At 59.0% G+C, this 23,081-nt stretch carries 18 protein-coding genes, 1 tRNA gene and 1 pseudogene; 6 read left to right on the forward strand and 14 right to left on the reverse strand.

Going from position 1 to position 23,081, the window contains the following annotated elements; genetic code table 11:
- The first annotated feature begins 1 nt into the window (after window position 1).
- From ybgF to nadA, 5 genes are all read left to right on the forward strand, one after another.
- Complete coding sequence (gene ybgF, locus AB4P92_RS22930; protein ID WP_047302758.1) at window positions 2-838, forward strand: tol-pal system protein YbgF; 837 nt, start codon at window positions 2-4, stop codon at window positions 836-838.
- Window positions 839-1,017: 179 nt separating this feature from the next.
- Entirely contained in the window at window positions 1,018-1,665 is a 648-nt protein-coding gene (gene queE / locus AB4P92_RS22935; protein ID WP_047302757.1) for a 7-carboxy-7-deazaguanine synthase QueE, read from the forward strand.
- A gap of 1 nt (window position 1,666) precedes the next feature.
- On the forward strand, window positions 1,667-2,359 hold the full coding sequence (gene queC / locus AB4P92_RS22940) for a 7-cyano-7-deazaguanine synthase QueC (protein WP_042560633.1): 693 nt from the start codon (window positions 1,667-1,669) through the stop codon (window positions 2,357-2,359).
- 62 nt (window positions 2,360-2,421) lie between these two features.
- A tRNA-Lys gene (locus AB4P92_RS22945) sits at window positions 2,422-2,497 on the forward strand.
- Between the two features lie 271 nt (window positions 2,498-2,768).
- Entirely contained in the window at window positions 2,769-3,827 is a 1,059-nt protein-coding gene (nadA, locus tag AB4P92_RS22950) for a quinolinate synthase NadA (RefSeq protein ID WP_261735889.1), read from the forward strand.
- Between the two features lie 134 nt (window positions 3,828-3,961).
- Here the strand turns inward: nadA and AB4P92_RS22955 are convergent, their stop codons facing one another.
- The 12 genes from AB4P92_RS22955 to arcD (AB4P92_RS23010) form a co-directional block, all read right to left on the reverse strand.
- Window positions 3,962-4,450: an RDD family protein gene (locus AB4P92_RS22955; protein WP_042560631.1), complete on the reverse strand. Its 489-nt coding sequence runs from the start codon at window positions 4,448-4,450 to the stop codon at window positions 3,962-3,964.
- Between the two features lie 97 nt (window positions 4,451-4,547).
- Complete coding sequence (locus AB4P92_RS22960; protein ID WP_003227496.1) at window positions 4,548-4,760, reverse strand: cold-shock protein; 213 nt, start codon at window positions 4,758-4,760, stop codon at window positions 4,548-4,550.
- Window positions 4,761-5,164: 404 nt separating this feature from the next.
- On the reverse strand, window positions 5,165-6,289 hold the full coding sequence (gcvT, locus tag AB4P92_RS22965) for a glycine cleavage system aminomethyltransferase GcvT (protein ID WP_395598206.1): 1,125 nt from the start codon (window positions 6,287-6,289) through the stop codon (window positions 5,165-5,167).
- Between the two features lie 139 nt (window positions 6,290-6,428).
- Window positions 6,429-7,805: an L-serine ammonia-lyase gene (locus AB4P92_RS22970; RefSeq protein WP_047302751.1), complete on the reverse strand. Its 1,377-nt coding sequence runs from the start codon at window positions 7,803-7,805 to the stop codon at window positions 6,429-6,431.
- Between the two features lie 177 nt (window positions 7,806-7,982).
- Window positions 7,983-10,835 (reverse strand): aminomethyl-transferring glycine dehydrogenase, encoded by a 2,853-nt coding sequence (gene gcvP, locus AB4P92_RS22975; RefSeq protein ID WP_395598207.1) that lies wholly within the window; start codon window positions 10,833-10,835, stop codon window positions 7,983-7,985.
- A gap of 11 nt (window positions 10,836-10,846) precedes the next feature.
- Window positions 10,847-11,230, reverse strand: a complete 384-nt coding sequence (gene gcvH, locus AB4P92_RS22980) for a glycine cleavage system protein GcvH (protein WP_042560627.1) — start codon at window positions 11,228-11,230, stop codon at window positions 10,847-10,849.
- A 429-nt stretch (window positions 11,231-11,659) separates the two neighbouring features.
- A complete protein-coding gene (locus AB4P92_RS22985; RefSeq protein WP_115146142.1) occupies window positions 11,660-13,168 on the reverse strand; it encodes a sigma-54-dependent transcriptional regulator in 1,509 nt (502 codons plus the stop codon).
- Window positions 13,169-13,379: 211 nt separating this feature from the next.
- Window positions 13,380-13,742, reverse strand: a complete 363-nt coding sequence (locus AB4P92_RS22990; RefSeq protein WP_042560624.1) for a DUF5064 family protein — start codon at window positions 13,740-13,742, stop codon at window positions 13,380-13,382.
- A 62-nt stretch (window positions 13,743-13,804) separates the two neighbouring features.
- Window positions 13,805-14,734 carry a carbamate kinase gene (gene arcC / locus AB4P92_RS22995; RefSeq protein ID WP_395598208.1) on the reverse strand — a complete coding sequence of 310 codons (930 nt, stop codon included), beginning with the start codon at window positions 14,732-14,734 and terminating at the stop codon, window positions 13,805-13,807.
- A gap of 188 nt (window positions 14,735-14,922) precedes the next feature.
- A complete protein-coding gene (locus tag AB4P92_RS23000) occupies window positions 14,923-15,933 on the reverse strand; it encodes an ornithine carbamoyltransferase (RefSeq protein ID WP_042560622.1) in 1,011 nt (336 codons plus the stop codon).
- Window positions 15,934-16,002: 69 nt separating this feature from the next.
- Entirely contained in the window at window positions 16,003-17,259 is a 1,257-nt protein-coding gene (arcA, locus tag AB4P92_RS23005; protein WP_200612292.1) for an arginine deiminase, read from the reverse strand.
- Between the two features lie 34 nt (window positions 17,260-17,293).
- Window positions 17,294-18,721, reverse strand: coding sequence for an arginine-ornithine antiporter (gene arcD / locus AB4P92_RS23010; RefSeq protein WP_042560620.1), 1,428 nt, complete (start codon window positions 18,719-18,721; stop codon window positions 17,294-17,296).
- Window positions 18,722-19,142: 421 nt separating this feature from the next.
- Here arcD (AB4P92_RS23010) and arcD (AB4P92_RS23015) point away from each other — a divergent pair, with 421 nt between their 5' ends.
- Entirely contained in the window at window positions 19,143-20,570 is a 1,428-nt protein-coding gene (arcD, locus tag AB4P92_RS23015; protein WP_042560619.1) for an arginine-ornithine antiporter, read from the forward strand.
- Window positions 20,571-20,731: 161 nt separating this feature from the next.
- Here the strand turns inward: arcD (AB4P92_RS23015) and AB4P92_RS23020 are convergent, their stop codons facing one another.
- Together AB4P92_RS23020 and AB4P92_RS23025 are read right to left on the reverse strand one after the other, a co-directional pair.
- Entirely contained in the window at window positions 20,732-21,487 is a 756-nt protein-coding gene (locus AB4P92_RS23020; protein ID WP_395599692.1) for a methyl-accepting chemotaxis protein, read from the reverse strand.
- Between the two features lie 150 nt (window positions 21,488-21,637).
- Window positions 21,638-22,936, reverse strand: a pseudogene (locus tag AB4P92_RS23025) (cache domain-containing protein); the annotation flags it as partial.
- Between the last annotated feature and the right edge of the window lie 145 nt (window positions 22,937-23,081).

Here is a 23,081-nt window from a genome sequence, read left to right on the forward strand (position 1 = left end):
TATGCGAACGTGCCGTCGTGCTGTAACTGTTCTGGCTCTCAGTCTCGCACCGCTTGCGGTGTGGGCTGCGGTTCCTGTGGTCGATGACAACTCCGGTTATAACAATAGCGGGAGCAGTTATCCGCCTGCGGGTTACGGTACGAACGGCGCCTATGCCGGGGGAGCGGCTTCGGCCCCTGCCTCGGCACAAGGCATGCTGTTTAACCAACTGCAACAGATGCAGGATCAGATATCCCGCCAGCAAGGTGTGATTGAAGAACTGCAGAACCAGGTTGCGCGTATGAAGCAAGAATCCCTGGAGCGATACCAGGATCTTGATCGACGCATAGGATCCGGTGTTGCACCTGCCGCGACTCCTGAGAATTCTTCTGCCGGTGGCGATGCAAGTGCTGCTGCCGGTGCTGCCGCTGGCGCCGGGGCTGCTGCCGCCCAGGCACCTGCTGCGGGTAGCGAACCGGCTGATCCGGCCAAGGAAAAGCTGTATTACGATGCCGCTTTCGACCTGATCAAAGCCAAGGATTTCGACAAGGCCAGCCAGGCTTTCTCGGCATTCCTGCGCAAATACCCGAACAGCCAGTACGCGGGCAACGCCCAGTACTGGTTGGGCGAAGTGAACCTGGCCAAGGGTGATCTGCAAGGTGCAGGTCAGGCTTTCGCCAAGGTTTCGCAGCTGTATCCAAAGCACAACAAGGTGCCGGATTCGCTGTACAAGCTGGCTGATGTAGAGCGCCGCCTCGGTCACACCGACAAGGTGAAAGGCATTCTGCAACAGGTGGTGGCCCAATATCCGGGTACATCCGCCGCTCAGTTGGCGCAACGCGATTTGCAGCGCATGTAAGCCTGAGCTTTTCAGGTGCTGCACCCGTTTAGAAGAAACCCGCGCCTGTCGCGGGTTTTTTCGTTAGAATTCACGCCCTTTTTCTGAAACACGCTTCTTGTGGTCCGCGCGTTGGCGCGATTGCCTGAAGTGCCTGACGGAGGCGGACAGCCTGTTTAGCTGTTACGCCCGTGGCGACTATGCAAGACACATTGAGAATTACCGAAGTTTTCTACTCTTTGCAGGGGGAAACGCGGACTGCCGGGCTGCCCACTGTTTTTGTGCGCCTGACCGGTTGCCCATTGCGTTGCCAATACTGCGACAGTGCCTACGCGTTCAGTGGCGGCACCGTCCGCACGCTCGACGATATACTCGAGCAAGTGGCCGGGTTTCGTCCGCGTTACGTCTGTGTCACCGGCGGTGAGCCGTTGGCGCAGCCGAACGCCATTCCCTTGCTCAAACAGCTGTGTGATGCCGGTTATGAGGTCTCGCTGGAAACCAGCGGTGCTCTCGATATTTCGGCGGTCGATCCGCGCGTCAGTCGCGTGCTTGATCTGAAGACACCGGGCTCGAAAGAAGCCCATCGCAACCTTTACGAAAATATCGAACTGCTGACGCCCAACGATCAGGTGAAGTTTGTCATCTGCTCGCGGGAAGACTACGACTGGGCGGTGTCCAAACTGATCCAGTACGGGCTCGACCGGCGTGCCGGCGAAGTTCTGTTTTCTCCAAGTCACCATGACCTCAACGCAAGGGATCTGGCGGATTGGGTGGTGGCGGACAACCTGCCAGTGCGGTTGCAACTGCAGCTGCATAAATATCTATGGAATGATGAGCCGGGGCGCTGAAATGACTGAACAACTGAACACAACCGAAAAACGTGCGGTGATCCTGCTGTCCGGTGGTCTGGACTCGGCAACGGTCGTGGCCATGGCCCGCGCTGAAGGCTACGCCTGCTACACCATGAGTTTCGATTACGGCCAGCGCTCCCATGCTGAATTGCATGCTGCTGCGCGCGTCGCTCGCGACCTGGGTGTGGTCGAGCACAAGGTGATCGGCATCAACCTCAATGGCATGGGCGGCTCGGCACTGACCGACACCAGCATTGATATCCCTGAAGAGCTGGGTGAAGGCATCCCGGTCACTTACGTGCCGGCACGCAACACGGTGTTCCTGTCTCTGGCGTTGGGTTGGGCAGAGGTGCTTGGCGCTCGCGACATCTTCATCGGTGTGAACGCGGTGGACTACTCCGGCTATCCGGATTGCCGTCCCGAGTTCATCGAGTCGTTCGAGCGCATGGCCAATCTGGCGACCAAGGCCGGCGTCGAGGGTGATGGTTTCCGCATTCAGGCGCCGCTGCAGAACCTGAGCAAGGCGCAGATCGTCCAGGCGGGCGTGAAGCTGGGCGTTGATTACGGGCTGACTGTTTCCTGCTATCAGGCCGATGATGAAGGCCGTGCCTGCGGTAAATGCGATAGCTGCCGCCTGCGCGCAGAAGGCTTCGCAGCGGCCGGCGTGAGCGATCCAACACCTTATTTTTGATTATTTTCAAAAAGGTGTTGAATAGTCCTTAAAAATCAGTATTATACGCGCCACCACACAGCGGGTCGTTAGCTCAGTTGGTAGAGCAGTTGGCTTTTAACCAATTGGTCGTAGGTTCGAATCCCACACGACCCACCATTTTTGGCGGTTTAGAAAATCCGGAAGGCCCACGCAAGTGAGGATTTCCGGGTTTTTTTTTGCCTGCGATTTGGACGTGCGTTGTTCCAGTGCAAGTTGCGCTGACGCAGGTCAGAATCATCTTTTGTATCCCCGGGATATTCTGTAGCCTTGCGCAGCTTCAACGCTGTCCGTGCCTGATAAAACTCACTCTCCCGGCGGTACCCTCAAGCGGTCCGGAGCCGGGTGTATACTCGACTTTCGCGCGAAAGCGCCTGCAGGTCTTGCGAACATGACGCTGATTTCCGAACGCCTTCTGGTTCAAGCCCACCTCGACGCCAAACAGCCCAAACCGCTGACTGCCGAGGAAGAGGCTTATTACCGTTCTGCCATCGCCGCCGAGCTCAAGGCTCAGGACGCGGTGCTGGTTGCCCACTTCTATTGCGATCCGGTGATTCAGGCCTTGGCCGAAGAAACCGGTGGCTGTGTATCCGACTCTCTGGAAATGGCCCGCTTCGGCAATGCCCATCCGGCCAAGACCGTGGTAGTCGCCGGCGTAAAGTTCATGGGTGAGACCGCCAAAATTCTCAACCCGGAAAAACGCGTGCTGATGCCAACCCTGGAAGCGACGTGCTCGCTGGACCTGGGTTGCCCGGTTGACGAATTCTCGGCGTTCTGCGATCAGCACCCGGAGCGCACGGTGGTGGTCTACGCCAACACCTCCGCTGCCGTCAAAGCCCGGGCCGACTGGGTGGTGACGTCGAGTTGTGCACTGGAAATCGTCGAAAGCCTGATGGACAACGGCGAGACCATCATCTGGGGGCCTGACAAGCATCTGGGCACCTACATTCAGCGCAAGACCGGCGCGGATATGTTGCTGTGGGACGGAGCCTGCATCGTCCACGAGGAGTTCAAGTCCAAGCAGCTTGAAGACATGAAGGCCTTGTACCCTGACGCCGCCATTCTGGTGCACCCCGAATCGCCGACTGCCGTGATCGAACTGGCAGATGCCGTGGGCTCCACCAGTCAATTGATCGCCGCGGCGCAGTCCCTGCCGAACAAGACCCTGATCGTTGCCACCGACCGCGGCATCTTCTACAAGATGCAGCAGCTGTGCCCGGACAAGGTCTTCATCGAGGCGCCAACCGCCGGTAACGGCGCCGCGTGCCGCAGTTGCGCACATTGTCCGTGGATGGCCATGAATACCCTTGAGCGTACGCTCAAGAGCTTGAAGGAAGGGACGAACGAGATCTTTGTTGATCCGGCGTTGATTCCGCAGGCGATTCGACCTTTGAAGCGGATGCTGGATTTCACCCAGGCGGCGCGGATGAAGCTGGCCGGTAACGCCTGAGATCTACAAGCAAAACACAAAACTTGTGGGAGCGAGCCTGCTCGCGAAAGCGGTGTATCAGTCGACTTGAACATTGACTGATACACCGCTTTCGCGAGCAGGCTCGCTCCCACATTGGTTTCTGGTGTGAAGAGTTACTTGGTCTTCTTCGGAACCCGCACCACGCAGGTGTCCGAGTAGATGTCATGCCACGTGCGTTTCTGCTTGTCGTACAGCGACCAGAAGAAACCCAGCCCCACGCACAACCACGACGCAATCGACACCATAAACCGCAGCAACGCCTGCCACAGGCTGATTGCGGTGCCATTGGCGTTCTGCACGCGAATGCCCCACACCTGCATGCCCAGCGTCTGCCCACCATGGGTCCAGAACTTGGCGAAGAATCCAAACAACACCAACAGCAGCACGGTCGAGTACAACGGATCACCGTCGAGCTGTCCGGCGTCGGTCATCACCCGCAGGCGTTCTTCACCGATGATCAAACCCTGGATGAGCTTGTAAACGAAGCCGGTCACGATCAGCAGGGCGGTGCACAACAGAAAGTCGTAGAACATCGCGGCCAGACGACGGCCGAGGCCAACGGCAGGAAAATCGCCCTGGGGAGTGAGCAGGTTTTTCGACATGGCAGCCTCTGGACGCTTTAAGGAATTGCCATTTTACGGATTCGCGCGCACAAAAAAGCCCCTGATATCAATATCAGGGGCTTTTTCGTTACACAGATCAGGCTTCTGCTTGTACTTCGTCAGCCTGCATGCCTTTTTGGCCTTGCACCGCAACGAAGGTCACTTTCTGGCCTTCTTTCAGGCTCTTGAAGCCGTTGCCCTGAATGGCGCGGAAATGCACGAACAGATCCGGACCGCTTTCTGGAGTGATAAAACCAAAACCTTTCTCGTCGTTAAACCACTTGACGGTACCGCTCTGACGTGTGGACATTTCTTATTTCCTTTGACGCAATAAATTAATGACAGCCTCTTTCTCATGAAAGAGTACTGGGGCTGGTTGCAGGAGAGTAAGAAGACGTCGAACGGGATGTAGCTAACTTGTAGGCTACTGCCCAGGTCACGATTCCAAGCTGACCCATGCAAACACAGTGGGGAAACTCTACGCCAACTACCGGAGAAAAAACAAGCCCCTTGCAGGCCCGGTTTTGCTGCGCTTGATGGCACTTAGTCAATCCACTAGTGCGGGCTTAGACGATTAGCTTGTTCAAATGTTTTCGAAGGTTATAAGTAAAGTTCATATTCGAATCGGTTGTTAGGAACTGCACTGTTTTATGGCGATTGCGTTACACATTAGTGCACGCATAACGCAATCGCGTTACTTATAGAAACAGTCAATCAACCACGGTAGTAGCGTTGTGGAACAAATGGCATTTTGCTTACAAGCATTTGCACCTTTTTCCCACGAACGATTGCCCACACTGGCGTATCTAGCGAGACATAAGCACTGTCGAGGTAACCCATTGCCAATGGCCCGCCCAGCGTCGGACCGAAGCCGCCACTGCACACGCTACCGATGATGTCGCCGGCTTCGTTGACGATTTCCGCGCCTTCGCGCACTGGCGTGCGTTCCTGCGGCAGCAGGCCGACGCGTTTGTGTGCGACGCCATTTTGTTGTTGGGCGAAGATAGGTTCTGCCCCCGGGAAACCGCCGGCCCGTGCGCCATCGGCGCGGCGTGGCTTGGACATCGCCCACAGCAGGCTGGCTTCGATGGGCGTGGTTTCGGTGTTCATGTCGTGGCCGTACAGGCACAGACCGGCCTCCAGGCGCAACGAATCGCGAGCGCCGAGGCCGATGGCCGCTACTTCAGGTTCGGCGAGCAGGGCACGGGCGAGTTTTTCTGCGTCGGCGGCCGGCACCGAGATTTCGAAACCGTCTTCACCGGTGTAACCGGAACGGCTGACGAAGCAATCCACGCCGAGTAGCTGCACGCGGTTGAATTGCATGAAGGTCATCTTCGCCACTTCCGGAGCAAGACGCGCCAGTGCTGTTACCGCCGCAGGACCTTGCAGTGCGAGCAGTGCGCGCTCCTCGAACAGCGCCGTAATGGTGCACTGATCGCCAATGTGTTTTTGCAGATGCGCCAGGTCCTGATCCTTGCACGCGGCGTTAACCACCAGGAACAGTTCATCATTGCCAAGGTTGGCAACCATCAGGTCATCAAGAATGCCGCCGTGCTCATTGGTGAACATCGCGTAACGCTGCATGCCCACCGGCAAGTCGATGATGTCTACCGGCACCAGGGTTTCCAGGGCTTTGGCGGCATTCGCGCCGGTCAGGTGGATCTGGCCCATGTGCGAGACATCGAACAGCCCGGCCTGCTCGCGGGTGTGCTGGTGCTCTTTCATCACGCCGAGAGGGTATTGCACCGGCATGTCGTAGCCGGCGAACGGCACCATACGGGCGCCGAGTTCGATGTGCAGGGCGTGCAGCGGGGTTTTCGACAGTTGTTCGGTGGACATGCGTGGCTCCTTGAATAACGGGTCAGGATCAAAAGCCCCTCACCCCAGCCCTCTCCCGGAGGGAGAGGGGGCTAAGTACGATCCTCTCCCAAAGGAAGAGGACATCAAATTCACTTTCTCCTGACGGAGACGACGTCAATCAGCATTCGATAATGTTGACCGCCAGACCGCCGCGGGCGGTCTCTTTGTATTTGCTTTTCATGTCAGCGCCGGTCTGGCGCATGGTGCGGATGACCTTGTCGAGAGAGACGAAGTGTTGCCCGTCACCCCGCAGTGCCATGCGCACCGCATTGATCGCTTTCACCGAGCCCATGGCGTTGCGCTCGATGCACGGCACTTGAACCAGCCCGCCAATCGGGTCACAGGTCAGGCCGAGGTTGTGTTCCATGCCGATTTCCGCCGCGTTTTCGACTTGCTGCACGCTGCCGCCGAGGACTTCACACAACGCACCCGCCGCCATCGAACAAGCCACGCCGACCTCGCCCTGACAACCGACTTCGGCGCCGGAGATCGAGGCGTTTTCCTTGTACAGAATGCCGATCGCTGCCGCCGTGAGCAGAAAACGTACAACACCGTCGTCATTTGCACCGGGAATAAAGCGAATGTAGTAATGCAGCACCGCTGGGATGATCCCCGCTGCGCCGTTGGTAGGTGCGGTTACGACGCGCCCGCCATTGGCGTTTTCTTCGTTGACGGCCAGCGCGTAGAGGTTGACCCAGTCGAGTACCGACAGCGGATCACGCAGCGCGGATTCCGGGTTTTTGCACAGTTGCCGATGCAGCGCCGCCGCACGGCGTTTGACCTTCAACCCTCCCGGCAAAATGCCCTCGTTACGGCAGCCGGCGTCCACGCAATCCTGCATTACTTGCCAGATTTTCAGCAGACCGGCGCGGGTTTCCGCCTCCGGACGCCAGGCGCTTTCGTTGGTCAGCATCACCTGGCTGATCGACAGGCCATACGTGCTGCAATGAGCGAGCAAGTCCTTGGCGCTTTTGAAGGGGAACGTCAGTGGGGTGACATCTTCGACAATGCGGTCAGCGCCGGCCGCGTCCTCGTCGACAACAAAACCTCCGCCGACCGAGTAGTACTCGCGGCTGCGGATCTGAATCCCCGCCGCGTCGAACGCACGGAAGATCATGCCGTTGGGGTGATAAGCCAGCGGCTTGCGGATCATCGCCAGATGTTCTTTCTCGTTGAACGCAATGCTGTGTTCGCCGAGCAGATTCAGGCGTGCGTTGCTGCGAATTTCCTGTAAACGCGCGGCGACGGTTTCGGTATCAACGGTGTCGGGGTGTTCACCTTCGAGGCCTAGCAACACGGCTTTGTCGCTGCCGTGCCCTTTACCGGTGGCGCCGAGAGAACCGTACAACTCGACACGAACGCTGGCGGTAGCAGTCAGCAGGTTTTCACGACGCAAACCCTCGGCGAAACGCGCAGCTGCGCGCATCGGGCCGACGGTGTGGGAGCTGGAGGGGCCGATGCCAATCTTGAACAGGTCGAATACGCTTAATGACATAGGGGCTCCTGCGGAGCAGTTGCTAGCTGCGAGCTGCAAGCTGCAAGTAACAGCGGATCGGATTTTCCTTGCAGCTCATGTTCAAGGCGCGGTGCAAGCAACTAGACACAAGCCGCAAGTAAAAAGCAGATCAGCCCTTACTTGCAGCTTGTAGCCCAAAGCTCGCAGCTGCTTTCCTTAAGCGTAGCTTTCGATCGACGGGCAGGCGCAGACCAGGTTGCGGTCGCCGAACACGTTGTCGACGCGACCGACCGGTGGCCAGTATTTGCCTTCGATCAACGAGGCCACCGGGTAAACGGCTTGCTCGCGGCTGTACGGGTGAGTCCACTCGCCGACCAGTTCCGCTGCGGTGTGCGGAGCGTTTTTCAGCGGGTTGTCTTCCTTGTCCAGCGTGCCGTTTTCCACTGCGCGGATTTCTTCGCGGATGCGGATCATGGCGTCGCAGAAGCGGTCGAGTTCTTCTCTGGATTCGCTTTCGGTCGGTTCGATCATCAGCGTGCCGGCCACCGGGAACGACATGGTCGGGGCGTGGAAGCCGAAGTCGATCAGACGCTTGGCGACGTCATCAACGCTGATGCCGCTGCTGTCTTTCAGCGGACGCAGGTCGAGGATGCATTCGTGCGCCACCAGACCGTTGCTGCCGGTGTACAGCACTGGGTAGTGCTCTTCGAGGCGACGGGAGATGTAGTTGGCATTGAGGATCGCCAGTTGCGAAGCGCGCTTCAGACCGGCGCCGCCCATCATGCGGATGTACATCCAGGTGATCGGCAAAATGCTTGCGCTGCCGAACGGTGCCGCGCAGACCGCGCCTTCCTTGCGTTCCATCTGGCCGTGGCCTGGCAGGAATGGCGTCAGGTGCGATTTGACGCCGATCGGGCCGACGCCCGGGCCGCCACCGCCGTGGGGAATGCAGAAGGTTTTGTGCAGGTTCAGGTGCGACACGTCGCCGCCGAATTTGCCTGGCGCGCAGAGGCCGACCATCGCGTTCATGTTGGCGCCGTCGATGTACACCTGGCCGCCGTTGTCATGAATGATCCCGCAGATTTCGCGGATGCCTTCTTCGAACACGCCGTGGGTCGACGGGTAAGTGATCATCAACGCGGCGAGGTGATCGCGGTGCTCGATGGCTTTGGCGCGCAGGTCTTCGATGTCGACGTTGCCACGAGCATCGCACGCGGTCACGACCACGCGCATGCCGGCCATGTTGGCAGTAGCCGGGTTGGTGCCGTGGGCGGATGACGGGATCAGGCAGATGTCGCGACGGTCATCGCCACGGCTCTGGTGATAGGCGCGGATCGCCAGCAGACCTGCGTATTCACCTTGCGAACCGGCGTTCGGTTGCAGCGAGATCGAGTCATAACCGGTGGCGGCGCAAAGCATTGCTTCCAGTTCATCGGTCAGTTGCTGATAACCGGCACTTTGTGCGGCTGGTGCGAACGGGTGCAGGGCGCCGAACTCGGCCCAGGTCACCGGGATCATTTCGCTGGCGGCGTTGAGTTTCATGGTGCACGAGCCCAGCGGGATCATGGTGCGATCCAGTGCCAGGTCCTTGTCCGCCAGTTTGCGCAGGTAGCGCATCAGCTCGGTTTCGGAGTGATAACGGTTGAACACCGGGTGGCTGAGGATCGGCGACTGGCGCACCAGCGCAGCAGGAATGGTGCTCTGCACGGTGGCGGCGAGGGCGGCGAAGTCCGGCAGGGTTTTGCCGTCGGCGAAGACGCTCCACAGGGTTTCGATATCAGCCTGAGCGGTGGTTTCGTCAACCGACAGACCCAGACGCTGGGCGTCAATGACGCGCAGGTTGATCTGCTGGGCGTGAGCCTTGTCGTGCAGCGCAGCGGTTTGCGCGCCGGTAGCCACTGTCAGGGTGTCGAAGAAGCTTTCCTGCTCGACATTCAGACCCAGCGCAGTCAGGCCCTTGGCCAGAATCGCGGTCAGGTGATGGATGCGGTTGGCGATCTGCGTCAGGCCTTTCGGGCCGTTATACACGGCGTACATGCTGGCGATGTTGGCCAGCAGCACTTGCGCGGTGCAGATGTTCGACGTGGCTTTCTCGCGGCGGATGTGTTGCTCGCGGGTCTGCATCGCCAGGCGCAGGGCAGGCTTGCCGAAACGGTCAACCGAGACACCGACCAGACGGCCCGGCATGTCGCGCTTGAACGCATCTTTAGTCGAGAAGTAAGCCGCGTGCGGGCCACCGAAGCCCAGCGGCACGCCGAAGCGTTGTGCCGAACCGATAGCGACGTCCGCGCCGAATTCGCCCGGGGCGGTCAGCAGGGTCAGGGCCAGCAGGTCTGCGGCCACTGCAACCAACGCGTTGGCGGCGTGGAAGCGCTCGGTCAGTTCGCGGTAGTCGAACACATCACCGTTGCTGGCCGGGTATTGCAGCAATGCGCCGAAGAATGGCGTTACATCGGTCAATGCGTGCTCATCGCCCACGACCACTTCAATGCCCAGCGGCTCTGCACGGGTGCGCAGCACGTCGAGGGTTTGCGGGTGGCTATGGATTGAGGCGAAGAATTGGTGGCTGCCCTTGTTCTTGCTCAGGCGTTTGCAGAAGGTCATCGCTTCGGCAGCGGCCGTCGCTTCGTCGAGCAGGGAGGCGTTGGCGATCGGCAGGCCGGTGAGGTCGCTGATCAGGGTCTGGAAGTTCAGCAGCGCTTCGAGACGGCCCTGGGAAATTTCTGGCTGGTACGGGGTGTAAGCGGTGTACCAGGCCGGGTTTTCCAGAAGGTTGCGCAGGATCGGCGACGGCGTGTGGCAGTTGTAATAGCCCTGGCCGATGTAGGTCTTGAACAGCTGGTTCTTGCCGGCGATGCCCTTGATCATGGCCAGTGCATCGGCCTCGCTCAGGCCATCGTCCATGCCGAGCACGCTGGTGCCCTTGATGCTTTCCGGGATGACGCTGGCGCTCAGGGCTTCGAGCGAGTCGAAGCCGAGGCTGTTGAGCATGGCTTGCTCGTCACCGGCGCGCGGGCCGATGTGACGGGCGATGAATTCGTTGGCGGTGCCCAGGTTTACTTGTGTCATGTCGGCTCTCCTCAGGCTTCGGCTTGGGCTTTGATCAGACGGTCGTAAGCGTCTTGATCAAGCAGTTTGCCGACAGCGGCGGCGTCGCTTGGTTTGAAGCGGAAGAACCAGCCTTGGCCCAGTGGATCTTCGTTGACCAGTTCAGGGCTGTCTTCCAGCGCCGGGTTCACTTCCAGCACGTCGCCGTCGAGGGGCATGTACACGCCGCTGGCAGCTTTCACCGATTCGACGGTGGCGGCTTCGGCGCCTTTTTCGTAAGCCTGCAGTTCAGGCAGTTGCACGAATACCACGTCGCCCAAGGCGTTCTGCGCGAAAGCGGTGATGCCGACAGTAACGCTACCGTCAGCTTCGGCGCGCAGCCATTCGTGATCTTCAGTAAAACGCAACTCGCTCATGGAAACTCCTCAGGGACCAGACTCGTCTGGTGGACGCGGTGGAAGGCTTGGGCCGGGAAGCCCTTATTTATGAGGAATTAATTAGCAAGATCGCGGCCAATGTAAATTTATCTATATAAAACAATGGCTTATTGATTTTTGGCGGCAGAGCTGAAGATGCGCGTGTAGCGAAATCGCTACAGCATGAGGCGAGGAAAAAAGCTGAACGGGATCAAAGCCTTGCACAGCGGTGACGGGAGGAGGGTGTAGCGATATCGTTCCGCTGTAGCGCTTTCAGTACAGATGGAGGTCGTTTTTGAACGGATTTCGAATCCGTCACATTCCCTGTGGGAGCTGGCTTGCCAGCGATTGCGGTGGATCAGTCACCCTCAATCGTGGCCATGCCGACGTCATCGCTGGCAAGCCAGCTCCCACAGGTATGCGGTGTTTTCAGGGTTTGTTGGGGATGCCGTACTTGCGCAAACGATGGGCGATGGCCGTATGCGACGTTTGCAGGCGGCTGGCCAGTTGGCGGGTCGAGGGGTAGCTGGCGTAGAGTTTTTCCAACAGCGATTTCTCGAAGCCTTCGACCGCTTGTTCAAGGCTGTCGACGTCACTGTCGGCCTGGCGCGCAACGGACGTGCCGGCGATGTCGAGGTCGCCGATGTCGACCAGGCTGCTCTCGCAGATCGCGGCAGCGCGGAAGATCACGTTCTGCAGCTGCCGCACGTTGCCCGGCCAGCGATTGCCGAGCAGTGCCGGGTAAGTGCCGGGTGCGAGGCGGCAGACCGGGCGCTGAATCTGCGCACACGCCTGCTGCATGAAATAACGCGCCAGCAACAGAATGTCCTGACCGCGTTCGCGCAGCGGCGGCACCTCAACATTGAGCACGTTGAGTCGGTAGAACAGGTCTTCGCGAAACGAACCTTCGCTGACCATTTTTTCCAGGTCGCGGTGGGTCGCGCTGAGAATTCGCACGTTGACCTTCACCTCACGATCACCGCCGACCCGACGGAAGCTGCCATCGTTGAGAAAACGCAGCAATTTGGCCTGCAAGTACGGTGACATCTCGCCGATCTCGTCGAGAAATACCGTGCCTTGGTTGGCCAGTTCCATCAGCCCCGGTTTGCCGCCACGCGCCGCGCCAGTGAAGGCGCCGGGGGCGTAGCCGAACAGCTCGCTCTCGGCGAGGTTCTCTGGCAGCGCTGCGCAGTTCAGTGCCAGGAATGGCGCACTGTGCCGCGCACTGATCGCGTGGCAGGCACGGGCGACCAGTTCTTTACCGGTACCGGTTTCGCCTTGAATCAGCAACGGCGCATCAAGGGCGGCAACGCGCTGCGCACGAGCCTTGAGGGTGCGGATTGCCGGGGATTCGCCGAGCAGCGCGTCGAAACCTTCAGCGTGGTCGTGGTGCAACGCCGAGAGCTGCTCGCCGATGCGGTTCGGTTGATACAGCGTGAGCAGGGCGCCAGCGTCGGTGATCGGCGTAGCGTCGAGCAACAGCGTCTGGCCGTTGACGGTGATCTCGCGCAGCGGCAGGCGAAAACCTTGTTCGAGCAGGGTCTCCAGCAGACCGGGATCGTTGAACAGCTCAGAGACGCCTTCGCCCGCCGGCTCACGCCCGTACAACGCGATCAATGCCGGGTTGGCCAGCAGCACTTTGCCCGCACTGTCGAGGGCCAGCACCGGGTCGGTCATCGCCGCGAGCAAAGCATCGAGTTGCAAGTGCCGACGCTGGCCGGGGAGGATGTCGACCACCGTTACCGCTTCCACGCCGAGCACGCGAAACAGCGCATCTTTGAGTTCTTCGAGCACTTGCGGGCTCAGGGTCGGGGCGTCGATGTAGACGTTCGGCGGGATCATCTCCACGGCATCCAGATTAAGGTTGCGCCCACCGAGAATGGCCAGTACTTCCTGGGTGATGCCGACGCGGTCGATGAAACTGACGTGGATACGCATGGGGGCGGTTCAGTGTTCTGCAGTGCGGAGGGTGGCAAGTATGCCTTGAGGCGGGCTAATGGTGAAATTTACGGCGATTTTCAGAGCTACGTAGTTCCCTTGTGGGAGCGAGCCTGCTCGCGAATGCGGTGTGTCAGAAATGAAGAAGTTGACTGACAGATGGCGTTCGCGAGCAGGCTCGCTCCCACAGGGGGAATGTGGCGGGTGCGGGTTATTCGAAGTGCTCGAGATTCACCGGATCGCCGGATTTCATATCCAGCTGCTTGCGGATGTCTTCAAACATCATGTCGTAATGCTTGTGAACCGAGCCGATCTGGCTGTGAGTCTTGGGAATGCCGTACTTCTCGGCGATTTTCGTCACATTGTTGGCAAAGTTGTAGGCCTCCTCTTTGGGCAGGAAGAAGGTCTCTTTCATGTCCTTGCCCTGAAGGTTGCCATGCATCGTGAACTGGATGCCTCTGCCTTTTTGAGGATCGGTGAACACCTCGTAGTCGAGGTGCACGTTGTAACTGACGTCGTCCGGGGTCAACGCGTGCCGCTCAATGTGCAAGTGACCAGGTTCAAACTGGGCCATGGATTTCTCCTTTCAAGGCATGGGAGAAGGGCAGACCCTGGGCCTGCCCCCGGCGTTTCTGATTATCGATAGGTGATACCGGGTTTCGCCGTGGTGATCCGCGTACCGGCGGTGCCCTGGACAATCGCTTCGATGTCCGCCAGCGAACCGATCACCGCGACCTTGCCAGTATGGCGCGCGAATTCGCAGGCTGCCTGAACCTTTGGTCCCATGGAGCCCGCGGCGAAGCCCAGGCGTTCGAGTTCATCCGGGTGGGCCTCGGCGATGGCTTTCTGCGTTGGCTTGCCGTAATCGATGAACGCGGCGTTGACGTCAGTGGCAATCACCAGCAAATCCGCCTCAAGCTGTTCTGCCAGCAGCGACGAGCACAAGTCCTTGTCGATCACCGCTTCGATGCCCTTGAGGTTGCGGTTTTCGTCGTACATGGTCGGAATCCCGCCGCCACCGGCGCAGATGACGATGCTGCCCTTGTCCAGCAGCCACTTGATCGGACGGATTTCGAAGATGCGTTTTGGTCGTGGACTGGCGACCACACGGCGGAACTTTTCGCCGTCCGCAGCGATGGCCCAGCCTTTTTCGGCGGCAAGTTTTTCTGCCTCGGCTTTCTCGTAGACCGGGCCGATCGGTTTGGTCGGGTTCTTGAAGGCCGGGTCATTGGCGTCGACTTCGACCTGGGTGAGCAGGGTGGCGAACGGTACTTCGAAGTCCAGCAGGTTGCCCAGTTCCTGTTCGATGATGTAGCCGATCATGCCTTCGGTTTCGGCACCGAGCACGTCCAGCGGGTAAGGGGTGACGGAGGTATAGGCCGCTGCTTGCAGCGATAGCAGGCCGACTTGCGGGCCATTGCCGTGGGCGATGACCAGTTGGTTGCCGGGATGGATCTTGGCGATTTGCTCGGTGGCGATGCGGATGTTGGCGCGCTGGTTGTCAGCGGTCATCGGCTCACCACGGCGGAGCAGGGCGTTACCGCCCAACGCTACGACGATACGCATGGTGCATGTCCTTTTGAGCAGAGAAGTTTCGAGCGACGCAATCTTTCTATGTGTACTCGATTCATGTGGGAGCTGGCTTGCCAGCGATGGCGTCACCACGGGTTGTCTGAAAGCCCGGGTTGATCCCATCGCTGGCAAGCCAGCTCCCACAGGATCGGTGATCCTGCAGGAAAGATTGCGTCAGGCTTTTAGATATCCGCCAACGCCGACACGATAATCGCCTTGATCGTGTGCATGCGGTTTTCCGCTTGCTCGAAGGCGATGTTGGCCGGGGATTCGAAGACTTCTTCCGTTACTTCGACGCCATTGGCCAGGTGCGGATAGCGCGCGGCGATGTCTTTGCCCACCTTGGTTTCGCTGTTGTGGAACGCCGGCAGGCAGTGCATGAATTTCACCCGTGGATTACCGGAGGCTTTCATCATCTGCGTGTTGACCTGGTACGGCAGCAGTTGCTCGATGCGCTCGTCCCACGCTTCTACCGGTTCACCCATCGACACCCAGATGTCGGTGTGGATGAAGTCGACACCCTTGACCGCTTCTTTCGGGTCTTCGGTGATGGTGATGCGCGCGCCGCTTTCTTCGGCGAACTCTTTGCATTGAGCGATGAAGTCAGCGTGTGGCCACAGGGCTTTCGGCGCAGCGATACGCACGTCCATGCCCAGTTTGGCGCCGATCATCAACAGCGAGTTGCCCATGTTGTAGCGGGCGTCGCCGAGGTAGGCGTAGCTGATGTCATGCATCGGCTTGTCGCTGTGTTCGCGCATGGTCAGCACGTCAGCGATCATTTGCGTCGGGTGGAATTCAGCGGTCAGGCCGTTGAACACCGGGACGCCGGCGTACTTGGCCAGCTCTTCGACGATTTCCTGTTCAAAGCCACGGTACTCGATGGCGTCGAACATCCGGCCGAGGACGCGGGCGGTGTCTTTCATGCTTTCTTTGTGGCCGATCTGGGACGACACCGGGTCGATGTAGGTGACGTGAGCACCCTGATCGTGGGCCGCGACTTCGAACGCGCAACGGGTGCGGGTCGAGGTTTTTTCGAAGATCAGCGCGATGTTCTTGCCTTGCAGGTGTGGACGCTCGGTGCCGGTGTACTTGGCGCGTTTGAGGTCGCGGGACAGGTCGATCAGGTAATTCAGTTCGCGAGTGGTGTGGTGCATCAAGCTCAGCAAACTGCGGTTACGCATATTAAAAGCCATGATGGATCTCCTTCGGTATCGGTTATCCCCCTGGCCGCACGTTGTAAGTGCCGGCCAGGGCTCAGAGGTTTAGTAATCGATTGGATCGCGGATGATCGGGCAGGTCATGCAGTGGCCGCCGCCACGGCCACGGCCCAATTCACCGGCGCTGATGGTGATGACCTCCACGCCTGCCTTGCGCAGCAGGGTGTTGGTGTAGGTGTTGCGGTCGTAGCCGATGACCACGCCCGGTTCCACGGCCACCACGTTGTTGCCGTCGTCCCATTGCTCGCGTTCGGCGGCGAAGCTGTTGCCGCCGGTTTCCACCACGCGCAGCGCTTTGAGATTGAGCGCGGCCGCGACGGTGTCGAGGAAGCTGGTTTCTTCGCGACGAATGTCGATGCCGCCCTGTTTGCTTTCATCAGGTCGCAGGGTGAACGCGACGATCTGGTTGACCACTTCCGGGAAAATCGTCACGAGGTCGCGGTCGCAGAAGCTGAACACGGTGTCCAGGTGCATCGCGGCGCGAGACTTCGGCAGGCCGGCAACGATGACTTTCTCCACGGCTTTGTTCTTGAACAGATTCAGCGCCAATTGACCGATGGCCTGACGGGATGAGCGCTCGCCCATGCCGATCAACACCACGCCGTTGCCGATCGGCATGACGTCGCCGCCCTCAAGGGTGGAGTTGCCGTGGTCCTTGTCCGGGTCGCCGTACCAGATCTCGAATTCGGCGCTGGTGAACTGCGGATGGAATTTGTAGATGGCGGTGGTCAGCAGGGTTTCCTGGCGACGCGCCGGCCAGTACATCGGGTTCAGCGTCACGCCGCCGTAGATCCAGCACGTGGTGTCGCGGGTGAACTGAGTGTTCGGCAGCGGCGGCAAAATGAAGCTGGAGTGGCCGAGGAAATCGCGATACATCTGAATGATCTTGCCGCCGAAGCTGTCCGGCAGATCATCGGCGGACACGCCGCCAATCAGGAATTCGGCGATGTGCCGTGGCTCAAGGCTTTTCAGCCAGGACTTCACTTCGCTGATCAGGCCCAGGCCGACCGAATCGGCGGTGACCTTGCGATCGAGAATCCAGTCCAGCGCTTCGGGAATGGCGACGATGTCGGTCAGCAGGTTGTGCATTTCCAGCACGTCGATCCCGCGCTCACGCATCTTGGTGACGAAGTCGAAGTGGTCGCGCTTGGCCTGGGCAACCCACAGCACATCGTCGAACAGTAATTCATCGCAGTTGTTCGGGGTCAGCCGCTGATGGGCCAGACCTGGGGAGCAAACCATGACTTTGCGCAGTTTGCCGGCTTCGGAATGGACGCCGTACTTAACTTTTTCCGTGGTCATTGCAGTGATCCTCCAGAGATAAAACGTTTGGCAATTACAGAGTCAGGAAGCCGTCATACAGTCCGTAGGCAGCCACCAGGGCGCCTACGACCACTGCGGCGAAAATCAGCTTCTCGACGTTGGTGAAAACCGGTTGTTTGAGTTCGAGCTTGGCCTTGGCGAACAGGATCGCGCCGGGCGCATAGAGCAGGGCCGAGAGCAGCAGGTACTTCACGCCACCGGCGTACAGCAGCCACACCGCATAGATCAGGGCAATGCCGCCGATGATCAGATCCTTGCGCCGCTCGGCCGCGAAACCTTCATAGCTTTCGCCGCGCACTGCCAGCAGCAGGGCGTAGGCGGCCGACCACAGATAGGGCACCAGAATCATCGACGTGGCGAGGTAGATCAGCGACAGGTAAGTGCTGGCCGAGAACAGGGTGATGATCAGGAAAATCTGCACCATCGCGTTGGTCAGCCACAGGGCGTTGACCGGTACGTGGTTGGCGTTTTCCTTGCGCAGAAACTCCGGCATGGTGTGGTCTTTGGCGGCGGCGAACATGATCTCTGCACACAGCAGCACCCACGACAGCAGCGCCCCCAGCAGCGAGATGATCAGACCGACGCTGATCAGCGCTGCGCCCCACGGACCGACCACGTGCTCAAGCACGGCAGCCATCGACGGGTTCTGCAATTTGGCCAGTTCTGGCTGAGTCATGATGCCCAGCGACAGCACGTTCACCAGCATCAAAAACAGCAGCACGGTGATGAAGCCGATCACGGTGGCTTTACCCACGTCGGAGCGTTTTTCAGCGCGGGCCGAGAAAATGCTCGCGCCCTCGATGCCGATGAACACCCACACAGTGACCAGCATCATGTTGCGTACCTGGTTCATCACGCTGCCCAGATCCGGGTTTTTCAGGCCCCAGATGTCGGCGGTGAAGATGTCCAGTTTGAAGGCGAAGACGGCGATCAATACAAACAGCACCAGCGGCACGACTTTGGCGACGGTGGTCACGAGGTTGATGAACGCCGCTTCCTTGATCCCGCGAAGTACCAGGAAATGCACCGCCCACAACAGAATCGAAGCACCAATGACCGCAGCAACCGTGTTGCCTTCACCGAAAATCGGGAAGAAATACCCCAGGGTGCTGAACAGCAGAACGAAGTAACCGACGTTGCCCAGCCATGCACTGATCCAGTAGCCCCAGGCGGAAGAGAAACCCATGTAATCGCCGAATCCGGCCTTGGCGTAGGCGTAGACACCGCCGTCCAGGTCAGGCTTGCGATTGGCGAGGGTTTGGAAGACAAAAGCGAGGGTGAGCATGCCGACAGCGGTGATCGCCCAACCGATCAATACCGCGCCGACGTCGGCACTGGCGGCCATGTTTTGTGGCAAGGAGAATATCCCGCCACCGATCATTGAGCCGACGACTAATGCAACCAGTGCGCCGAGTCTTAGTTTTCCGGGAGCTTCAGACATTGCATGACTCCATTGCAGGAAGAGATCACAGCGTAGTTCTGTTGTCTGTTCAAATAGCTGACATAGATCAGTTCATGGTCACATTCCATTGTTAATGAATGACTTAGGGAATCGCTTCAGGCATAAAGCGACCGTCTGCAAGGCCCGTTCTAGAGGGGTTTTCGCAATGTGGTTGGGAATGGCTATTATTACTTTGGAGTTATGACGCTAGTTCTTTTTCCGGGTTTGGCAAATTTTCCCCTTCTGTTTTCAGTACAGAATTGATTTATCAGGATCAGCGCACAAAACTGTCTTAACGTGGTAGGCATTAGCTTTATCCGCTATATATTTATTGGCTTTAACTGATAGGCGTCATCCTGTTTTATTCATCTAATTAATTGTTCTTATAAATAATCGCTCACCACATCAGAGGGAGACTGGAATGTCGCAACCGACGCAAAAGCTGCGCCTTGGTGCGTTGATCGCCCTGGTGGTGGGGTCGATGATTGGCGGCGGAATTTTCTCGCTGCCGCAGAACATGGCGGCACGCGCCGATGCGGGGGCGATCCTGATCGGTTGGGGGATTACTGCCATCGGTATGCTGACCCTGGCCTTCGTGTTTCAAACCCTGGCCAATCGCAAGCCCGAGCTGGATTCCGGCGTCTATGCCTACGCCAAGGCAGGGTTTGGCGACTACATGGGCTTCTCGTCGGCCTGGGGTTACTGGATCAGCGCATGGCTGGGCAACGTCGGTTACTTCGTTCTGCTGTTCAGCACCCTCGGTTATTTCTTTCCGGTATTCGGCCAAGGCAATACGCCGATCGCCATTGGCTGCGCGTCGGTGCTGCTGTGGGCTGTGCACTTTCTGGTGATGCGCGGGATCAAGGAGGCGGCGTTCATCAACCAGGTGACCACCGTGGCCAAGATCGTGCCGCTGATCATGTTTATCGTCATCGCCGCGCTGGCGTTCAAGGCTGACATCTTTACCCGCGACATCTGGGGCCGCAGCAACCCGAGTTTCGGCGGGGTGATGGATCAGGTGCGCAACATGATGCTGGTGACGGTGTTCGTCTTTATCGGCATCGAGGGCGCCAGCGTGTACTCGGCACGAGCGGAAAAACGCAGCGATGTCGGGCGTGCCACGGTGATTGGATTCATCGGCGTACTGGCGCTACTGGTGCTGGTCAACGTGTTGTCACTGGGGATCATGAGCCAGCCGGAACTGGCCAACCTGCAGAACCCGTCGCTGGCGGCGGTGCTTGAGCACATCGTCGGGCCGTGGGGGGCGCTGGCGATCAGCATCGGTTTGGCGATCTCGCTGCTCGGGGCGTTGCTGTCGTGGGCGTTGCTCTGTGCCGAAATCCTTTTCGCCACGGCCCGTGACAAAACCATGCCGGCGTTCCTGAAAAAGGAAAACGCCAACCATGTGCCGGTCAACGCGTTGTGGCTGACCAACGTGATGATCCAGATATTCCTGCTGATCACGCTGTATTCCGCCGGCACTTACACCAGCCTGATTTATCTGGCGTCATCAATGATTCTGGTGCCGTACCTGTGGTCGGCGGCCTACGCGGTGTTATTGAGCGGACGCGGCGAAACCTATGAACATGCCTCGGCCGAGCGCACCAAAGATCTGCTGATCGGCGGCATCGCCCTGAGTTATGCGGTGTGGTTGTTGTATGCCGGCGGGATGAAATATCTGCTGCTGTCGGCGTTGCTGTATGCGCCGGGAGTGATCCTGTTTGCCAAAGCCAAACATGAGCAGGGCGAGCCGCTGTTCACCACGGTCGAGAAAGGTATTTTTACCTGCGTGATCATTGGCGCGGGGTTGGCGGCTTATGGGTTGTACAGCGGTGTGTTGTCGCTGTGAGAACGCTCCCCTCACCCCAGCTCTCTCCCGGAGGGAGAGGGAGCCTTTGACCCTTTGGGAGCTGGCTTGCCAGCGATAGCGGTGCGTCAGTCGCCCCCTGTATCAACTGACCCGCCGTCATCGCTGGCAAGCCAGCTCTCACAGGGACTTGAGGTGATCCACTAGACGCGGAACTGATCCATCAACTTCATCTGCTGACTGGCCAGCGCATTGAGCTGGCTGCTGATCGCCGCCGACTCCGTCGCTTGCCCGGTCAAGGTTTCAGTCACCGTACGAATCGCCGAGACGTTGCGGTTAACCTCTTCAGCCACTGCGCTCTGCTGTTCGGCGGCGCTGGCGATTTGCAGGTTCATGTCACTGATCACGGTTACCGCATCACTGATCTTGCCCAGCGCATCCACGGCCTGGCGGATCTGCCCGGCGTTGTTGTGCGCCTGGGTCTGGCTCGAATGCATGGTCGCAACCACGCCGCGAGTGCCGGTCTGAATCTTCTCGATGACGATGCGAATTTCTTCCACCGAATCCTGCGTACGCTTGGCCAGGTTGCGCACTTCATCTGCGACCACAGCAAAACCGCGACCGCTTTCACCGGCGCGAGCGGCTTCGATGGCGGCGTTGAGCGCCAGCAGATTGGTCTGTTCGGCGATGCTGCGGATCACTTCCAGTACCGAGCCAATCTGCTCGCTATTGACCGCCAGTGCTTCGACTTCGGTCACCGCTTTGCTGACTTCATCGGCCAGTTGATTGATGTCGCGGGTGCTGCGTTCGATGATCGACATGCCGTCCTTGGCCGACTGGTCGGCACCTTTCGCGGCGTTGGCCGCGTTCGATGCGCTGTTGGCGACATCGTGGGCGGTGGCGCTCATTTCGTTGGACGCGGTGGCGACCTGGTCGATTTCGCGGAACTGCACCTGCATGCCTTCGCTGGTCTGACGGGCGATTTCCGAAGACTGGTCGGCAGTGCCGCGAGCCTCGGTGATGCTCTGTTTGATCTGGGCGATGGTCGGTTGCAGCTTGTCGAGGAAGCGGTTGAACCAGTTCACCAGTTCGCCCAGTTCATCCTTCTTGCTGTAGTTCAGGCGTTGGGTCAGATCACCTTCACCGCTGGCGATGTTTTTCAGCATCTCGGCGACGCTGTTGATGGGACGAGTGACGCCGGAAGCGGTGAGCCATATCAGCAGCAGGCCAATCAGACCCGCGACCACAGCCACTGCCAGCGCAGTGATTACACCGGTTTGCTGTGCTTCGTGGAGCACCGCTTGCAGCTTGACCGAGTCGGCCAGCAGCACTTGTTTGGGCAGGTCGATGACCACGCCCCAAGCGCGCGAGTTGCCAATCGGATCGACCGGATACACCGCCCGGATCAGGTCGCTCTGTTCAAGGATTTTCGGCGTTGCGCTGCCGAGCAGTTGCAGCACTTCATTGCCATCGGCACCGAGGGTGTCGCTGATCTTTTTGCCGACCTTGGCCGCGTCGGAACTGTCGGCAGCCAACACGCCGCTGCCTGAAACAATCAGCATGTGTCCGGCGTGGTTGAACAGGTAGCGCTGCGACTCGACGGCCGCTCCTTGCAAGGCATCGAGGGCGATATCGATGCCAGCGACACCGATGGTTTTACCGTCGACGATCAATGGCACGGAAATGGTCGTCATGAGCATTTCCTTGGTGCCCACGGTGTCGGAATAGGGGTCGAGCAAACAGGTGCGCTTGTTGTCGCGAGGGCAGGTATACCAGCTGTTATAGGGCGTACCGCTGAGGCTTAGGGTAGTTTTGGTCAGGTCCTCTTCGACCATGATCGTGTTGAGTGATGCGCCACCGGAGCGGCTCCAGTAGGTGGCGAAACGCCCGGCTTCGTTGGACTGACGCGCGGCGTCGTTGACGAACTCGCTGTCCTTGCCATCGAGGCCATCGGGTTCGAAAGCGAGCCAGATGCCGAGCACTTTGTCGTTGCGCTCGAAGGCGGTTTTCAGGCTCTGGTTCAACTCTTCACGCAGGGCCCCGGCGTCCAGCGAACGCTTGGCAGCCATCACGCGCATGTCCTTGATCTGGTCAGCGAGAGCGGTGATCACCAACAGGCTTTCGCCGAAGGTTTTCTGCACCCGCACTGCCTGTTCGGCGGCTTTGGCCTGCAGCAAGTCTTGCACACTGGCCGTGAGCATCTTGCTGCTGGAATGGCTGACCAGTTCGTCGTTCTGGTTGGTCTGGTAAATGTTCATGCCGACGATCAGCGCAACCACGCCGATCAGGCACAGGCCGGAGAGCAGAACGATTTTCAGGCGAATGGAAAGAGAGTCGAACATAGGGCGATCTCGCGAATGAATAAACGGGGGGCTGTGGGTACGAGGTACCCGAATCGCCAAATCCATTCAGCGCCATTCAATGCTCATCGGCGTGGAACGAGAGCGCATGAGGTGTTTGCCGACGGACGGTCAGCGCTAAACGTTTGCGCAGGGGAATGTGCTGAAAAGGGGATTAATTACAGGGATGTTTCAGCTGTGAGACGCAGTGCGT

The sequence above is a fragment of the Pseudomonas sp. A0308 genome (genome assembly GCF_044218815.1).
Lineage (GTDB): Bacteria > Pseudomonadota > Gammaproteobacteria > Pseudomonadales > Pseudomonadaceae > Aquipseudomonas > Aquipseudomonas iridis.

What these genes read in the sequence shown, in the direction of transcription:
- ybgF (WP_047302758.1), top strand. Translation starts at nt 2, where the DNA reads ATGCGAACGTGCCGTCGTGCTGTAACTGTTCTGGCTCTCAGTCTCGCA.
- gcvP (WP_395598207.1), bottom strand. Translation starts at nt 10,835, where the DNA reads ATGACACAAGTAAACCTGGGCACCGCCAACGAATTCATCGCCCGTCAC.
- AB4P92_RS22955 (WP_042560631.1), bottom strand. Translation starts at nt 4,450, where the DNA reads ATGTCGAAAAACCTGCTCACTCCCCAGGGCGATTTTCCTGCCGTTGGC.
- gcvH (WP_042560627.1), bottom strand. Translation starts at nt 11,230, where the DNA reads ATGAGCGAGTTGCGTTTTACTGAAGATCACGAATGGCTGCGCGCCGAA.
- AB4P92_RS23020 (WP_395599692.1), bottom strand. Translation starts at nt 21,487, where the DNA reads ATGCAGGTGCAGTTCCGCGAAATCGACCAGGTCGCCACCGCGTCCAAC.
- AB4P92_RS22985 (WP_115146142.1), bottom strand. Translation starts at nt 13,168, where the DNA reads ATGCGTATCCACGTCAGTTTCATCGACCGCGTCGGCATCACCCAGGAA.
- AB4P92_RS22960 (WP_003227496.1), bottom strand. Translation starts at nt 4,760, where the DNA reads ATGTCCACACGTCAGAGCGGTACCGTCAAGTGGTTTAACGACGAGAAA.
- arcC (WP_395598208.1), bottom strand. Translation starts at nt 14,734, where the DNA reads ATGCGTATCGTCGTAGCGTTGGGCGGTAACGCCCTGCTCCGCCGTGGT.
- queE (WP_047302757.1), top strand. Translation starts at nt 1,018, where the DNA reads ATGCAAGACACATTGAGAATTACCGAAGTTTTCTACTCTTTGCAGGGG.
- arcD (WP_042560620.1), bottom strand. Translation starts at nt 18,721, where the DNA reads ATGTCTGAAGCTCCCGGAAAACTAAGACTCGGCGCACTGGTTGCATTA.
- AB4P92_RS22970 (WP_047302751.1), bottom strand. Translation starts at nt 7,805, where the DNA reads ATGTCATTAAGCGTATTCGACCTGTTCAAGATTGGCATCGGCCCCTCC.
- nadA (WP_261735889.1), top strand. Translation starts at nt 2,769, where the DNA reads ATGACGCTGATTTCCGAACGCCTTCTGGTTCAAGCCCACCTCGACGCC.
- gcvT (WP_395598206.1), bottom strand. Translation starts at nt 6,289, where the DNA reads ATGTCCACCGAACAACTGTCGAAAACCCCGCTGCACGCCCTGCACATC.
- arcD (WP_042560619.1), top strand. Translation starts at nt 19,143, where the DNA reads ATGTCGCAACCGACGCAAAAGCTGCGCCTTGGTGCGTTGATCGCCCTG.
- AB4P92_RS22990 (WP_042560624.1), bottom strand. Translation starts at nt 13,742, where the DNA reads ATGGCCCAGTTTGAACCTGGTCACTTGCACATTGAGCGGCACGCGTTG.
- arcA (WP_200612292.1), bottom strand. Translation starts at nt 17,259, where the DNA reads ATGACCACGGAAAAAGTTAAGTACGGCGTCCATTCCGAAGCCGGCAAA.
- queC (WP_042560633.1), top strand. Translation starts at nt 1,667, where the DNA reads ATGACTGAACAACTGAACACAACCGAAAAACGTGCGGTGATCCTGCTG.
- AB4P92_RS23000 (WP_042560622.1), bottom strand. Translation starts at nt 15,933, where the DNA reads ATGGCTTTTAATATGCGTAACCGCAGTTTGCTGAGCTTGATGCACCAC.